Source organism: Mycetocola sp. Y442 (assembly GCF_056898615.1).
The window spans coordinates 708536-723670 of the sequence record NZ_JBXHBV010000002.1; the positions used below are offsets into that span (position 1 = coordinate 708536).

The window sequence follows — 15135 nt, forward strand, 5'->3', positions numbered from 1 at the left end:
GCGCGCGCACCGCTCGTCGTCTAGGCTGATCGCGCGCAAGCTCTCTCGTCGAACAATCAGAATGGTGTCTTACAGAATGGTGTCGAACCCAGCGGACGACGGTATCAAAAATCCTCTAAAAGTCACGCTCTCGATGCTGACCTTCGTCCCCGGCGGGATGGGTGGGACAGAGACGTGCGCCAGGGAGCTGGCGTGGCGATTGAGTGCTTCGCCCCAGATAGACGCCGAAATCGTCGTACCCGAATCGGCGCGAGGCGTGATCAGGGGCGTACGGGAGGTTGTTGTGGGCGGTTTGCGCGTCGGACACTCGACGCCAGCGCGCATTGCGGGTCTTGCGCGCGCAATTCTGAAGACCCGTCAGATCAAGAAGCTGATGGCAGCAGCAGATGTCATCCACTATCCCTTCACCGTTCAAGGTGTGAGAGCGTCTCGAACACAGGCAACAGTGCTCACTGTTTTCGATGTCCAACACCGTGACCTTCCGCAGTTCTTTTCGCGTCTTGAGCGACTCTTTCGAGTTTTTACCTACGAGCGACCTGCGCGAAAAGCTGACTCGATCATTACGATCAGCGAGTTCGCGAAGGAGACGATCGTGCGCCACCTCAGGGTGCCAGAGGAGCGCATAACCGTCGCTCACCTCGGCGTCGACACTGCGAGTTTTACGCCGAATCTCGGTATACGAGAGAACTTTGTGTTCTACCCGGCGCGTGGCTGGCCCCACAAGAACCACCCAGCGCTGATCAAGGCAATGGAGATCCTGCGGCGAACTCATCCGGACCTACGGCTTGTCCTCACCGGTGGAAACCTGGACGGTTTAGGCGAGCTGCCGAACTGGGTCGAAAATCGGGGGCTCGTCCCGCTCTCTGAACTCCACGACTTGTATCGACGTGCAGCGGTGCTCGCTTTTCCGAGTCTGTATGAGGGGTTTGGCCTCCCCCCGCTGGAGGCAATGGCGTCAGGTTGCCCAGTCGCCGCCGCAGACTCGGGCTCGCTGCCTGAAATCTGTGGGGATGCTGCGGTGATGTTCGATCCGAAGAACCCCGAAGCCATAGCCCGTGGGATCGCCGAAGCGATCTCCCGCACCGGAGAGTTGTCAGCGGCCGGAATAGAACGAGTCAAAATGTTCACCTGGGACCGGTGCGCCGAGCTTCATACTGAGGCGTACCGCTCCGCGATGGCTCGAGCCGCGCTTCGGCGCTGAGGTCGCGAACGATCTATTAGTCTGTTGTTTTACCGATGAACGTTTGACGAATCAATCCGAAGGACTACATGACCCGCGCACTCATCACCGGCATCACCGGTCAGGACGGTCTCTATCTCGCAGAACTGCTGCTCGAGAAGGGATACGAGGTGTTTGGCCTCATCCGCGGGCAGAACAACCCTAAGTATGATTTGGTTCGCCGCGTCGTTCCCGGGGTGAAACTGCTCACCGGTGACTTGACAGATGTATCGAGCCTCGTGCGTGTCCTGAGTGTCGCTCAGCCTGATGAGGTTTATAACCTCGGAGCTATTTCCTTCGTTGCATACTCGTGGGAAAATGCGTCGCTCACAACTGACGTGACGGGCAAGGGTGTCCTCAACGTTCTCGAGGCGACGCGCCTCTATGCGGGAGATGACATCTCCAAGGTGCGGTTTTACCAGGCATCGTCGTCTGAGATGTATGGCAAGGTCCAGCAGGTCCCACAGAGCGAGTCGACACTCCTGTGGCCGCGCTCGCCATACGGCGTTGCGAAGGTTTATGGGCACTACATGACCATCAACTACCGCGAGTCGTATGGCCTGCACGCCTCGAGCGGCATTCTCTTCAACCACGAATCGCCGCGCCGCGGCCCTGAGTTCGTGACTCGCAAGGTGTCGCAGGCCGTAGCGAGAATCAAACTCGGACTGCAGGACAGCCTCGTGCTCGGCAACCTCGACGCAAAGCGCGACTGGGGTTTCGCCGGCGATTACGTTGATGCGATGTGGCGTATGCTTCAGCAGCCCGAAGGCGATGACTATGTGGTCGCGACGGGCGAAACGCACTCGATTCGTGACCTGCTCGACGCTGCGTTCACCGCTGCGGGGATCGAAGATTGGTCGCGATACATCAGCCAGGACCCCCGGTTCATGCGCCCCGCGGAGGTGGATCTGCTTATTGGCGATCCGACGAAGGCCCACGAGGTTCTCGGGTGGAAGCCGACGGTGACGTTCAATGAACTGATCACAATGATGGTTGAGAACGACCTCTCTGAGCAGGCCGCGCTCGCGCGCTAACGTTAGGACACCGCTATTCCTCGGGCATTTGTTACCGGCATAACGGGACAGGACGGCAGTTACCTCAGCGAGCGTCTTCTCGCGGAAGGATGGGACGTTCACGCGCTTGTTCGTGAGGGCATTTCGATCGCAGAGCAGCCGGTCGACGCGCGGGTGACTTCGCACCTAGGGGACCTCTCGAAGACGGACGAGTTGGGCGGGATTCTTGACGATGTTCAGCCCGACTGCGTCTTCAACCTTGCGGGAATAAGTTCGGTTGCACGCTCGTGGGCGGAGCCAGTTCTCACCGCGCAAGTGACGGGCGTTGCGGCCATAGCGATGCTCGAAGCAGCGTGGCAGCTCCAGGAAAGCAGCGGGCGAGCTGTTCGGTTCGTTCAAGCGTCGAGCTCGGAGATATTCGGTGATGCAATTCAGTCGCCTCAAACCGAGCTGACGGCGGTCAAACCGGTCACGCCGTACGGAGCCGCGAAGGCCTTCGCCCACCAGGCGGTTGCCGTCTACCGCGCTCGGGGCCTGTTCGCCTCGGCCGCGATTCTCTATAACCACGAGTCTCCGCGGCGTCCTGACTCGTTCGTAACGCGAAAGATCACGTCGGGCGCGGCTCGAATTGCGGCTGGCAAGGCGGAAACGCTTGCGTTGGGCAATATGGACGTCAAGCGGGACTGGGGGTGGGCCCCCGACTATGTTGACGCCGTATTCAGGATGGCCGTGGCCGATAAGGCAGACGATTTTGTGATCGCCACAGGGACGTCGCACACCGTTCGAGAATTCGTTGCCGCCGCATTCGTCGCGGTCGGAATAGACGATTGGGAACGGTTCGTTGTGATCGATCCCCGGTTTGTCAGGCCCACCGACGCTCATGAGATGAGGGGAGATCCCTCTCGAGCGCGGGACGTGCTCGGCTGGAGCCCAACCGTCGGTTTCGATGAGCTCGTCAGTCGCATGGCCCGTCATGACCTGGAAATGAACGCTGAGCACCCTACCAAGGCCACCCCGTAAACTCGCTGACGTGGTGACTGCCGACAGTAAGACCCCTCCCGTCGTTTCAGTGGCTGTGTGCACGTACAACGGTGCCCCCTACGTCGAGGAGCAGCTGGCGAGCATTCTCGAGCAGACGCGCCGTCCGGACGAGATCGTTGTCTCGGATGACGGATCGAGCGACGACACGATCGCCCTGGCCAGTCAGCTGCTTGAGGGCTCGGGCGTCCCGTTCCGCATGCTCGAGAACGCGAGCCCCCTCGGCGTGAGTAAGAACTTCGAGCAGGCGGTGCGGGCCTCATCAGGAGACATCGTCGTCCTGTGCGACCAGGATGACGTGTGGCACCCGCAGCGACTCGAGCGCGCCCTCGCCGAATTCGATGCCCGGCCCGAACTGACGCTGCTCTTCTCGGACGCGCGGATGGTGGACGCCCAGGGCAATCCGCTCGGTTACTCCCTGTTCGAGGCTCTCGAGATCAGCGCAGCGGATCGCACATCAATACACAGCGGATCCGCGTTCCCGACTCTTCTCCGCCGCAACATCGCCACCGGAGCCACGATGGCGTTCCGGCGGTCCCTGCTCGACGTCGCTATTCCATTCCCCGTCGAGTGGGTGCATGACGAATGGCTCACCGTTCTCGCCGCTGCTGTCGGACAGGTCGATTTCCTCCCGGACGCGCTCATCGACTACCGGCAGCACGGTGCCAACCAGATCGGTGCGCGTGAGCCGAGCCTCTCGCACAAGGTTCGCCGGGTGCTCGAGCCCCGCGGCGACCGCAACCGTGACCTCGCCGTACGCACCGGCATCCTCGTCGACAAGCTGGCGTCGCTTGGCGACGCCGTGAAGCCGGCAGACCTCACGGCCGCCCGCGGAAAGCTGCGCATCGAACGGATGCGAGCGGGGTTGCCCGCAAACCGGCTCGCGCGGGTGCTACCCGTTTTGAAAGAAGCATGGACCGGCGACTACGCCCGGTTCACCAGCCAGGGCAACACGGAGGTCCTGCGCGACCTCTTCCAGCCCCAATAAGCCAGCGCGGAGTTGTGGCTCCCTGCGGGGTGTCGAGCGCACCTACTCCACCGGTACGGGCGGGTGAGGTTCGGCACGAAGCCGTGTGCGCCAACTCATGTTCTGTGAGGCTTTCACCGCGCAGACAATGAGAAGCAGCCAGCCGGCGTCAACGAGGATGAAGCTTTCGGCGGCACCTGTCCCTATGAGCGCGACGAGCACAAGTGCCGGCCAGGCGTAGGTCACGGTTCGTCGGTTGGAGGCCAGGAGCCAGGAGCGCACGAACGCGAGTACCAGCAGGCTGAGGAAGAGGCACAAACCCACGATGCCCACCTGCAGGTAGACATCGAGGAACGCATTGAGCGCGCTGTCGTGATCGCGGATGAGCGCGTTGTTGATGTAGCTGTACGGGGCCACGTCCTGCCAGAAACCTGTCCAGCCCCACCCTTCGATGTCGTGTACCGGGACGAGCTTCCACGCCTGGAACCAGAGAAGGTAGCGGTATTCGAACTCGCTCCCCGCGTTGAGGAGCGCGAGGACCCGAAGCCGCGACAGGTAAGTGACGTACAGGACGACGATCGTTAACCCGGCGAGGGCGAACTGCAGAGTCCTCCTGGTGTCCTTCGGTGCCTGACGGAGGCCGTACAGGGCCAGTGCGGCCATTCCGAGCGCTATCGCGACGAGGATGGTGACCGGGGATTGGCTGAGACCGAGCGCGGCAACGGCGACAACCAATGAATACGTCACAACCACCCTCGGCACCGAGCGGGTGCGCCACTCGATCACAAAGGTGACGAGCGCGATGAGTGCCATGAAGCCGAGCATGTTGCGCGTACCGAACACGCCCTGAATCGGCCCGCCCATCGCGATGTTTCCCTGCACGCCCATGAAAGGAAACGGCATGTCGAGGACGAGCCCCGCGAGCACTTCGACCGCGATCGAGAGCGTGAGCAGAGCCCGAAGAACACTTCCAACCGAGCGTACGATCTGGATCATGTCCCTCGTGAGCGCAACGGTCACACCGAGGAACGCAACGGCGATCTGGTAGAGCGAACTCGCGAGCGTTGCCACCTCGTGGTCTGTCCAGAACACCGACAACAGGCACCACCCCATGAAGGCCAGGATCGAGATCGGGAGAAGACCGTGCCACTCGATGGTGTCCCATCGCGCGATCACGACCAGCACGGCAAGGGGAACCAAGGCGAGGAGGACCCCGACGAGCCCGTTCCAGCCGAGGACGGATCGGATCAGGGGAGCGGTGAACGCGACACCAAAAATCGTGATGCTGAGCGCCGCCGTCGCCTGGGCGCTCGCAAGGCCCCGAATGAGCGTGGCGAGTACCGGATGGTGCGGCAGGGGGCGTGGTGACGTCATCGAGCGGTTTCAGCAGCGATAACGGGGCTGAGACTGGGCCGCGCGACGGCATCCATCACGGGATATTGCTTGGTCTTGAGCGCGAGCGCAACGACAAGTACCCACCCGGACTCGACGAGAATGCGGCTCTCGGCAACGGACTGGACGACGAGCGCGACGGCGATGAGGATGGGCAGGATCGAGAGCACCGTGTACGGGCGGTCGGCACGAAGGTCGAACCGGGGACGATCGACGGCGGCGAACCAGCAGCGCCAGAGCATCGACACGATCACGGCGGCGAACAACACCACGCCGGCGGCGCCGAGCTGCAGCCAGACGTCAAGCCAGGCGTTGTGGGCGTGGAGCTGCTCCACGCCATTACGCACGACGAGCCCGTCGAACGGTTCCACCCAGCCGATCCAGGGGCTGGAATACCCCCACCCGAACCACGGGCGCTGCTGGGCGAGTTCTGAGACATCGTTCCAGATCCCGATTCGGCCGGTCAGGTCGCTGCTCTTGCCGAAGAGGGCGAGGAAGATGTTGCTGAAGACGGTGACAAACAGGATGCCGGCCGCTGCGATCGCGGCGAGGCCCAGGTACACGCCGGTACGGGCGCGAGGAGTTCTGCTTCGCCGGATCAACAGCACGGCACCGAGTACGACGGCGGCGGCGACAGCGGCGAGGATCATGGTGCTCGACCGGGTCAGGCCGAAGATCAGGACGGCGAGCGCCAGCCAGGCGATGCCCCAGCTGCGACGGACGCTTCCCGCGGCGAGCTGCAGGCCGAACACGATGATGCCGAGCAGTGCGATCACGGCCAGGAGGTTCGAATTGCCGAGGATGCCCTGAATCCGACCGCCCTCGAACAGCAGGTTGCGCGACCACATCGCCAGCAGCGGTGGTTCTTCACCGCCGAAGTCGACGAACAGCGGCAGCACTGGGGCGCGCACGATGAGCGCGACCCAGAGTTCGAACAGGATCGACAGGCCAAGCACCCACTTGAGCGCGACCGCGAGCACACGAACGAACTCGGTCCAGGTGAGAACGAGGGCGAGGTAGATGCCGACGATCGTCGTCAGGAGCGTTCCGGTGAGCGTCAGAAGAGTTGCGGACGGGTACGCCGACCACGCGTTGGAGATGGTTGCAAACCCGAGAAAGGCGATAAGCGCCTTGGGCAGTCGCGACCTGTCGAGCCGCGGCCTTAACCTGACAATGGTCACGGCACACGCCAGAGCGACGATGATCGCGACCGCCGAGAACCCCCAGATGGTAATGAGGTTGCGGATGCCGTCACCCGCGAACGCGACGAACAGGGCGAGCGTGCCGATTCCCGTCGCCCAGAGTCGCTCGGTGGAGAGCTCGACCGGCGGCAGCACGGGGGACGTCGTCATGGGTTACAGGTTATCGCGGTTCGTGGAGCTTGCCTCGGACGCGTGGCTGCATCCTCGTCGCCGGGCGTCCCGGCGTCCTCACCGTTAACGGCGGCCGCCCGTACCGGCCGTGCGCAACCGGTGCCACCGCCTGGCGAGTCCCCGGCGGATCCGGAGCGCCAGCGCATCGAGCGGTTCATCTGGAGCGGCGCGCCGTGGACCGACGCCGGCTGCGGCTCGATCGAGTTCGAGAGCCCAGCGCCTGGTGATCGCCTGGTCCGAGTACGCTGCGGATGTCTTCACTGCGTTGCGGCGCATCGCATCGAGCTTTTTCGGCGGGAGGCCGACCAGTCGCTGGATCACCGCCGCGAGCGCGGTGATGTCGCCGGCGGGGACGAGGAAACCGTTGACCCCGTCGCGGATGATGTCGGCCGGGCCATACGGGATGTCATACGCGACGGGGAGGCAACCGGCAGCCATTGCTTCGACGAGAACGAGCGGAAATCCCTCGCTTTTCGAGGTCAGGAGAAGGAAAGAACTCTCACGCAGGTGATTCCTGGCATCCGGCTGGTAACCGTGCAGCTGGACGCCACCATCGGTTTTTGCAATGGCGGCCTCGACCTGGCCACGTTTGGGTCCGTCACCATAGATGTCGAGAGTGACGGGAGTGGACGCGGCGCGAGCCGCAGCGATGGCGCGGACCGCGTGGTCTACCCGTTTGCGGTCGTCGAGCGCCGAGAGCATGATGCCCGAGTGCGCGTTCCGCGCCGGGGGTGCGGCTGACCCGCGCGGAACCTCTCTCCCGTTCGGGATCACCGCGGTACGAGCCCTCGGCCCAAGCAGCGGCAGGGCTTCAGCCCGTTGCCGTTCAGTCAGGAAGACCAGCAGGCTGAAACCGGTGGGATTCTCGAAGACCGCGGCCCTCGACGCTCGAATTGTGTGGCCGTCGGAAGCGAGGTGTGAACCGTGGAGCACATGGGCCGAGACGACGTTCGATCGTTTGTACCCGACCATAAACCGTGCACTGGTCTTGCTGTCCACGATCATCGTTGCCTGCTCGCTGTCGCGCACTTCGTCGAGCCACCACCGGTACAGGGACCATGCGCCGTTCCACGCCTTCACCGGATTGCCCGCGCGATCGCAGAACACTATCGTGCGCCCGCCCGTCGTCCCGCGCTCCGTGACGTCCCGCCGATCGCTCACAGCGAGTGAACCATCGGGCCTGTAGTGGTCGACCTGCAGCTGGGTGGAAGCGTCATCGCTGTACCGGGTGCGATTCATCACCCGGCCGTTTCGTTCGCCGCCGACGTATGGCCCGGCGGCGTCGAGCGGGGTGAATCCTTCGACGAGCTTTCGGCCGGGAACCGCGGCCGCCACGCCGGCGTAATCGTCGGGAGACGGGTACTCACGGAGCCAGTCCCACAGATTCAGGACGCGCATGCCCTCGACGATTTTCCCCGTCGCGCGGAGCCGCTGCTCCAGTTCAGGGTAGTCGGGGCGGGTGTCAAAGGTGAGGACGTCGACCCGCACGCCTGCCAGCCGGACGAAGGCCCTCGAGCGATGGAGCAGAGCTCCGGTCATGCCGCCGAATGCGTCTGAGATTCCCCACGTGACCGCGTAGTGGCGCCCCCCTCGCATGGCAATTCGAGCTGGCACGGCGCTCCCTTCCTGACTCGATCCCGGGTGGCGTGCGACCCGGGTCCGGAATAGTAACCCCGGGAAAAGGCACGCGACAGGGCCGCCTCCTGACGAAGGCAGAGCGGCAAAGCGAATCAGCGACGGGGCTGGACAGTGCGGGCTCAGTCGTGGTCCACTCGGGGGACTCGCTCACCTCACCGTGGAGGCACCATGAGAAGGACCCCATTGGTCGCAGGGCTTGCGGCTGCCACCGTCATGTTCGGTGCAGTGCCGGCCACTGCAGTGGGACCGAGTGTGGTGTCGGCTGGTGCGCGCACCGTCGCCACGGCGGCCGACGTCACCGAAACGTATTCGAACCCTCTCACCCTCACTCTGCCTGACGGGCGCCTCGCTGAGCAGTGTGCAGACCCCGACGTCATCCGGTCCGCGGATCCCGCTGACCCCGCGTGGTATCTCTTCTGCACGAGGGACGCGCTCGATGCGGGGGAAACCAACGATGACGGGTCGTTGCGTTTTTACAGCATCCCCAGCTACCGGTCGACCGACCTGGTGAACTGGACGTTCGTGGCAGAAGCGTTGCCGGAGAAGCCCGCGTGGATCGGCGACGGCGACATGTGGGCTCCGGACGTCGTCTACCTCAACGGCACGTACTTCCTGTACTACACGGCGACCCAGACGACGGGTCCCGGCGGCGGCCCTGCCATCGGGGTTGCGACCGCAGCCACCCCGGCCGGGCCGTGGACCGACGCGGGTGGGCCGGTCGTCGAACCCATGGCTGGGCGCTGGGTCTTCGACCCGGAAGTGATCACCGTCGATGGCCAGAACTACCTCTACTTCGGAAGCTACTTCGGCGGGCTTTCGGTGCGCGAATTGAGCGACGACGGGCTGAGCACGGATCCAGCGAGCCAGGTCGAAATCGCGATCTCGAACCGTTACGAAGGAACCAGCGTCGTCGAACACGAGGGCTACTTCTACCTCCTCGGTTCGGCCACGAACTGTTGCGCAGGGCCGGCAACGGGCTACAGCGTTTTCGCCGGTCGATCGACCAGCCCGACCGGGCCGTTCGTCGACCGCACAGGTACTTCCCTGCTCGCGGGGCGTGTCGGGGGTACCCCTGTGCTGCACCAGAACGGCAACCGCTGGATCGGCACAGGTCACAACTCGGTAGTGACGGATGTTGCCGGTACTGACTGGATTGTTTACCACGCGGTCGACCGTCATGACCCCTATCTGGTCGAAGGTGGCACCTATACGAAGCGCCCGGTGCTCATGGATCGGATCGACTGGGCGGATGGATGGCCCACGGTCCGGGGCGGACGCGGCCCGTCTGACACCCCGCAACCAGCGCCCGTCACGCGGGCGGGTCTGCCGCCGTCCCCCTCGCCGGATGCGCTCAGACAACCGGAACCGGCTGACCTGATCGCCGGGCTTTCGGATAACTTCGACGGTGATGCGCTTTCGCCGCAGTGGTCGTGGATTCGCCAGCCAGACCCGTCGACGTACAGCGTCGGGGACGGAGAGTTCCGATTCGACACGCAGGCAGCGGACCTCGGCCCTGACCCCGGCGCGGCCGGCCTCCTCACCGAAGAGGCACCAGAGGGGGACTATGTTCTCGAGACGAGACTGTCGGTGTCGGTGCCGGCGGAGGGCTGCTGTCAGAACTACGTCCAGGGCGGAATCGTGATTTATGCCGACGACGGCAATTTCATCAAGCACGCCGTTTCATCGATCTTTGAGACGAGGCAGACCGAGTTCGCGAAACGGCAGAGCCCGGTGCCTGAGGGATACCCGGTCTACGGGAACAGCGTCGGGGGGCCGGTCGGTGAATACACCTATCTGCGGATTGTGCGCCAGCACAGCGACACCGAAAACCTCTACACCGGTTACACCAGCCTCGATTCGGTGACGTGGGACGAGTCGGGGACCTGGACGACACCGCTCGGTGCGACCACCCGTATCGGGCTGGTCTCGATGGCAGGCGCCGGGTTCACCAGCACGTTCGACTACGTCAGAGTGTCGACGCTCGCTGCGCAGCCGACGGACCCGACGGACCCCGCCGAGCCACCGGTCGTACCGACTCCTGCCGCGCCGGCCGTTCCCGGTCCAGGCGCAACCGCGGCTCCGGTCGTTCCCGGCGACACGCTCGCTGGTGCCCCGGGAGCGGATGCGAGGGCGAGGGGATCCCTGTCGCAATCCGGTGCCGACCTGACGTCCGTCCTCGCCATCGCCTGCATCGGGGCGGCGCTCGCGGTTGCGGGTGTTTTCCTCCTGCTGGTGAGGAGGACGCGCGCTCGGCGCGACGCCCGTCGGCCGGACTGATGGCAGGCGCCCCTCACTGAACGGCTCGATTCCGGGAACTCCCAGCCGCGTCCGCTTAACGTGGAACGAATGGGAACAGGGCAAACCGAACGCATGCACGCGCTCGACGGCGTGCGCGGCGTCGCCGCCGTCGTTGTCGTGCTCTACCACCTGACGCTCATGGCGCGACCGCGACTGGAGGAGACCGCCGGGCTCTGGGAGTGGATCACCCAGTCTCCGCTCAGGCCGCTGACCGCCGGCAGCGAAGCGGTGCTCGTCTTCTTCGTGCTGAGCGGACTCGTCGTCTCGATCCCCGCGCTTTCGGCCACCTTCGACTGGCTCCGTTACTACCCGAGCCGTCTCATCCGCCTCTATCTCCCCGTCATCGGTGCTGTGCTGTTCGCTGTCGCACTGATCCTCGTGGTTCCCCGGTTCCCCGGCGCGATCACCCCGGACAGCTGGCTCGACAACCGGGTGGCGTCGAGTGTCTCGCTCGGGCGGATCATCGAAGAATCGTCGCTCCTCCCGCAGACCTACACGATAGTGAACGTGCTGTGGTCGCTCCGCTGGGAGGTGGTGTTCTCGGTGCTGCTGCCGGTGTTCATCGTCGTCGGGCTCGCGGTGCGCCGCCGGCCCTGGCTCGCCGCTGTCACGTCGGTCGCGCTCATGATCGCTGGCCGGGTTCTCGAGGTCGACGCGCTCGTCTACCTGCCCACGTTCTTCCTCGGCACCATGATGGCCGTTCACCTGCCCCAGATCCGGGCATGGGCCGATCGGGTGAACCGACGCGGCGGCAGGTTCACCTGGGGGACGCTCGCGCTGGCATCCGTCGTTCTCCTCGTCCTGAGCTGGCTCGCCCGCGACATCGCCCCGGCGGGCTCCAGCGCGAGCGCCGCCCTGTGGGGGCTCGCCGGTGTGGGTGCTGCCGGGCTCATCGTCGTGGCGATCGGGTCGCCCTTCGCCGAACGGATGCTGTCAGCCCGCCTGCCGCTCTGGCTTGGCCGTGTCTCGTTCAGCCTCTATCTCGTGCACGTGCCTGTGCTTGCGAGCGTGGCCTTTCTCATTGGGGACGCCGCGTGGTGGCTGGTTGCGCTGATCGCGTTCCCGGCCAGTTTCGCCATCGCCTGGCTATTCCACGTCGCAGTCGAAACACCAGCGCATCGACTGGCGCGGCGGGTGGGAAACCGCGTCGCTTCGCGGCGCGATCGAGTTCCGACGCCCATCGTTTCGTAACCGCTTCGTCGGAGTACCGCGACGCTGTCTGCACCGCATTACGTCTCATCGCGAGTACCTCTGCCGCTGGGAGGTTTACCAGCCGCTCGATCGCCGCGCTGAGAGCGGAGACATCGCCGGGCGGAACGAGGAATCCGTTGACCCCGTCCCGGATGATGTCCGCGGGCCCGTAGGCGATGTCGTAGGAGATCGGCAGGCAACCAGCGGCCATCGCCTCAACGAGAACGAGGGGGAACCCCTCGCTTCGAGAGCTCAGCAGAAGGAACGAACTCTCCGAAAGGTGAGTGCTGGCATCCGGGTCATATCCGCGCAGCGTGATCCCGTCCCCGGCCTTCGCGATGGCCGCCTCAACGCGACCTCGTTCGGGCCCGTCGCCGTAGATGTCGAGGGTGACGGCCGCGCCGGCGGCCCGTGCCCCGGCAATCGCACGCACTGAGTGCTCGACCCGCTTGCGTTTTTCGAGCGCCGACAGCATGATCCCCGACGTGACGGGGCGGTCTTTCGGTGCCGCGGTCGCTCGTGGCACTGCGCGGCCGTTGGGAATTACGGCGGTGTTCACCCGATCGCCCAGGAGCGGCTCCGCCTCGGTTCGCTGGCGTTCGGTGAGGAAGACCAGGGCGTCGAACGAGCGGGGGTCATCGAACACCGCCGCCCGCGATGCGCGCACCGTCGTCTCGTCCGATCCCGCGAGGTGCGAGGCATGGATGACGTGCATGACCAGCAGCTGCGGCCGCACGTAACCGACCATGAACCGTGCGCTCGTCTTGCTGTCGACGATCATCGTCGCCGGGCCGTTGCCGCGCACCTGGTCCAGCCACCAGCGGTAGAGCGCCCAGGCACGGTCCCACGCCCGCACGGGCTCGCCGGAGGTGTCACACAGCACGATGCTGCGACCGCCGACCGTCCCGCGGTGCCTCACGTCGCGGCGGTCGCTGACCGCGAGCGTGCCGTCCGCTCGGTAGTGATCGACCTGAAGCTCGGTCACACCGTCCTCGGCGTATCGAGTGAGGCTCATGATCACGCCGTCGCGGATCCCGGCGAAGTACTGCGTGCTCCGGTCGAGGGGGGCGAACGCTGAGGTCAGATTTTCACAAGCGGATGCCCTGGTGCGGGCAAACTGCCCGGGTGACGGGTGATCGCGCATCCAGTCCCACAGGTTGACCAGCCTCATGCCGTCGATGAGCCTGCCGCCCTGGCGCAGGCGGCGTTCGACGTCCGGGTAGTCCGGGCGCGCATCGAAGGTCAGGACGTCGACGTCGGTCCCGCCGAGGCGGACGAAAGCACGGGAGCGGTGGAGGAACGCCCCGGTCATGCCGCCGAAGGTGTCGGAGATTCCCCAGGTGACGACGAAATGTCGGCCCTGGCGCAGTCGAACGCGTGAGATTTCGCGCTCCTTCCCGTCGCAACACATGGGCGGGAGCGTCCCCGCACGTTCAAGCGTACCCGTAGGGGAGTAGAGCGGGCGCGCCCGCCACTGCTCCTCGCCCGCGGGCAGCGCGATGCGCAGGAGAGAGCGCGTTGATCAGGATGGGATCGCGGAAAGCGACCTGAACAACGCACTATTGCCTGAAAGGCGGGCGCTGGCATCCGCTCGCCTGCGAGCCGGTCGGGGGTGAAGGCTAGACGAACGCCGCCTTACCGGTGATGGCCCGCCCGACGATCAGTGAGTTCATCTCCCGAGTGCCCTCGTACGAATACAGTGCCTCGGCATCAGCGAAGAACCGCGCAGCCTCGTAGTCGAGAACTATGCCGTTGCCGCCCATCGCCTCGCGGGCCCAGCCGACGGTCTCGCGCATCTTCGCGGTGCAGAAACCCTTGGCGAGAGCGGAGTGTTCGTCGCGCTGGGTGCCCTCGTCGAGCATCTGGGAGACCCGCACGCACATGGCCATCGACGCTGTGATGTTGCCGAGGCACTTGGCGAGCAGGTCCTGGATCAGCTGGTGCTCGGCGATCGGCTTGCCGAACTGCTCGCGCTCCTTTGCGTACGCAACGGCGGCTTCGTAGGCGCCGACCGAAACACCGACGCTCGACCACGCGACGGCGGCGCGGGTGAGGCGAAGCACCTTCGCTGTGTCGCGGAACGAGTTGGCGTTCGCCAGCCGCATGCTCTCGGGCACTACGACGTTGTCTAGGGTGATGTCGGCGTTCTGGACCGGGCGAAGCGCGATCTTGCGCTCGATCTTCGTGGCGGTGTAGCCGGGGGAGTCGGTCCGGACGATGAAGCCCTTGACCTGTCCGTCCTCGGTGTCCTTGGCCCAGATCACTGTGATGTCGCTGAAGGTGGCGTTGCCGATCCAGCGTTTCGAACCGTTGAGCGTCCACGAGTCGCCGTCCCGCGTTGCCGTCGTGCGCAGGCCGCGCGCGCTGTCGCTTCCCGACAGCGGCTCGGTCAGGCCGAATGCACCGATGACCTCGCCGCTCGCCATCTTCGGCAGCCACTCGCTCCGCTGCTCACGGGATCCGCACACGCTGATCGATCCCATGGCGAGACCCTCCTGCACGCCGATGAACGTCGCCATCGACGCGTCGACCCGCGCCATTTCCATGGCGACGAGTCCACGGAATACTGCCGAGTTCTCGAACGGCCGCACTTCCTCGAACCCGTAGCGAGCGACATCGGTCTCGAGAAACGACGCGATGAGGTCGTGGGGGAACTCGGCGCGCTCCCAGTAGTCGTTGATCACCGGCCGGACCGTGGTTTCCATGTAGCTGCGCACTCGCATGAGCGCGTCTTTCTCCCGTTCGGAGACGAGGCTCTCGAATCCATAGAAATCGCTGGCGAGTGGTTCAAACGACATTCGTGCTCCGTTGCGTTGGGGTCGGTCATCCGGGTGAACCGGACTCGAATGAAGCCTACGGACGCGCGGCTTTCCCGCACAATCGCTTGCCGTTTGGGGCAAGAGAGAACGGATGCCTGTGGACGGCTCTTGTAGGGTGTCAATGAACGCCCACCGCTCGTGGCGGTGTGAAAATCCGGCGTCGCACCATGGCACTCAGCCATGACGC

Annotated in this window: 10 protein-coding genes and 1 pseudogene; 6 read left to right on the top strand and 5 right to left on the bottom strand. The window is 64.8% G+C overall.

Features of this window, described 5'->3' with window-relative positions:
• Positions 1-76 precede the first annotated feature (76 nt).
• The 4 genes from AC1X6S_RS09880 (at position 77) to AC1X6S_RS09895 (ending at position 4258) form a co-directional block, all read left to right on the top strand.
• The gene (locus tag AC1X6S_RS09880) at positions 77-1201 is read left to right on the top strand and encodes a glycosyltransferase family 4 protein (RefSeq protein WP_483405579.1); all 1125 of its coding nucleotides are present in this window, start codon (positions 77-79) and stop codon (positions 1199-1201) included.
• Between the two features lie 68 nt (positions 1202-1269).
• Positions 1270-2253 carry a GDP-mannose 4,6-dehydratase gene (locus tag AC1X6S_RS09885; protein ID WP_483405580.1) on the top strand — a complete coding sequence of 328 codons (984 nt, stop codon included), beginning with the start codon at positions 1270-1272 and terminating at the stop codon, positions 2251-2253.
• Positions 2254-2292: 39 nt separating this feature from the next.
• A complete protein-coding gene (locus AC1X6S_RS09890; RefSeq protein WP_483405895.1) occupies positions 2293-3252 on the top strand; it encodes a GDP-mannose 4,6-dehydratase in 960 nt (319 codons plus the stop codon).
• Positions 3253-3262: 10 nt separating this feature from the next.
• Positions 3263-4258, top strand: a complete 996-nt coding sequence (locus AC1X6S_RS09895; protein WP_483405581.1) for a glycosyltransferase family 2 protein — start codon at positions 3263-3265, stop codon at positions 4256-4258.
• A gap of 42 nt (positions 4259-4300) precedes the next feature.
• Here the strand turns inward: AC1X6S_RS09895 and AC1X6S_RS09900 are convergent, their stop codons facing one another.
• From AC1X6S_RS09900 to AC1X6S_RS09910, 3 genes are all read right to left on the bottom strand, one after another.
• Entirely contained in the window at positions 4301-5611 is a 1311-nt protein-coding gene (locus AC1X6S_RS09900) for an O-antigen ligase family protein (RefSeq protein ID WP_483405582.1), read from the bottom strand.
• Positions 5608-6981, bottom strand: coding sequence for an O-antigen ligase family protein (locus tag AC1X6S_RS09905; RefSeq protein ID WP_483405583.1), 1374 nt, complete (start codon positions 6979-6981; stop codon positions 5608-5610). The genes AC1X6S_RS09900 and AC1X6S_RS09905 overlap by 4 nt, the downstream gene beginning before the upstream one ends.
• Before the next feature lie 84 nt (positions 6982-7065).
• Complete coding sequence (locus AC1X6S_RS09910) at positions 7066-8616, bottom strand: glycosyltransferase (RefSeq protein ID WP_483405584.1); 1551 nt, start codon at positions 8614-8616, stop codon at positions 7066-7068.
• A gap of 192 nt (positions 8617-8808) precedes the next feature.
• Here AC1X6S_RS09910 and AC1X6S_RS09915 point away from each other — a divergent pair, with 192 nt between their 5' ends.
• Positions 8809-10917 carry a glycoside hydrolase family 43 protein gene (locus AC1X6S_RS09915; protein WP_483405585.1) on the top strand — a complete coding sequence of 703 codons (2109 nt, stop codon included), beginning with the start codon at positions 8809-8811 and terminating at the stop codon, positions 10915-10917.
• Positions 10918-10986: 69 nt separating this feature from the next.
• Positions 10987-12129: an acyltransferase family protein gene (locus tag AC1X6S_RS09920; protein WP_483405586.1), complete on the top strand. Its 1143-nt coding sequence runs from the start codon at positions 10987-10989 to the stop codon at positions 12127-12129.
• Between the two features lie 55 nt (positions 12130-12184).
• Here the strand turns inward: AC1X6S_RS09920 and AC1X6S_RS09925 are convergent.
• A pseudogene (locus AC1X6S_RS09925) lies at positions 12185-13540 on the bottom strand (glycosyltransferase); the annotation flags it as partial.
• A 208-nt stretch (positions 13541-13748) separates the two neighbouring features.
• Positions 13749-14927, bottom strand: a complete 1179-nt coding sequence (locus tag AC1X6S_RS09930; protein ID WP_483405587.1) for an acyl-CoA dehydrogenase family protein — start codon at positions 14925-14927, stop codon at positions 13749-13751.
• Between the last annotated feature and the right edge of the window lie 208 nt (positions 14928-15135).

Bases quoted from the DNA above. Each gene is read 5' to 3' on its own strand.
- AC1X6S_RS09930 (WP_483405587.1), bottom strand. From the start codon at position 14,927: ATGTCGTTTGAACCACTCGCCAGCGATTTCTATGGATTCGAGAGCCTC.
- AC1X6S_RS09900 (WP_483405582.1), bottom strand. From the start codon at position 5,611: ATGACGTCACCACGCCCCCTGCCGCACCATCCGGTACTCGCCACGCTC.
- AC1X6S_RS09880 (WP_483405579.1), top strand. From the start codon at position 77: ATGGTGTCGAACCCAGCGGACGACGGTATCAAAAATCCTCTAAAAGTC.
- AC1X6S_RS09915 (WP_483405585.1), top strand. From the start codon at position 8,809: ATGAGAAGGACCCCATTGGTCGCAGGGCTTGCGGCTGCCACCGTCATG.
- AC1X6S_RS09885 (WP_483405580.1), top strand. From the start codon at position 1,270: ATGACCCGCGCACTCATCACCGGCATCACCGGTCAGGACGGTCTCTAT.
- AC1X6S_RS09920 (WP_483405586.1), top strand. From the start codon at position 10,987: ATGGGAACAGGGCAAACCGAACGCATGCACGCGCTCGACGGCGTGCGC.
- AC1X6S_RS09905 (WP_483405583.1), bottom strand. From the start codon at position 6,981: ATGACGACGTCCCCCGTGCTGCCGCCGGTCGAGCTCTCCACCGAGCGA.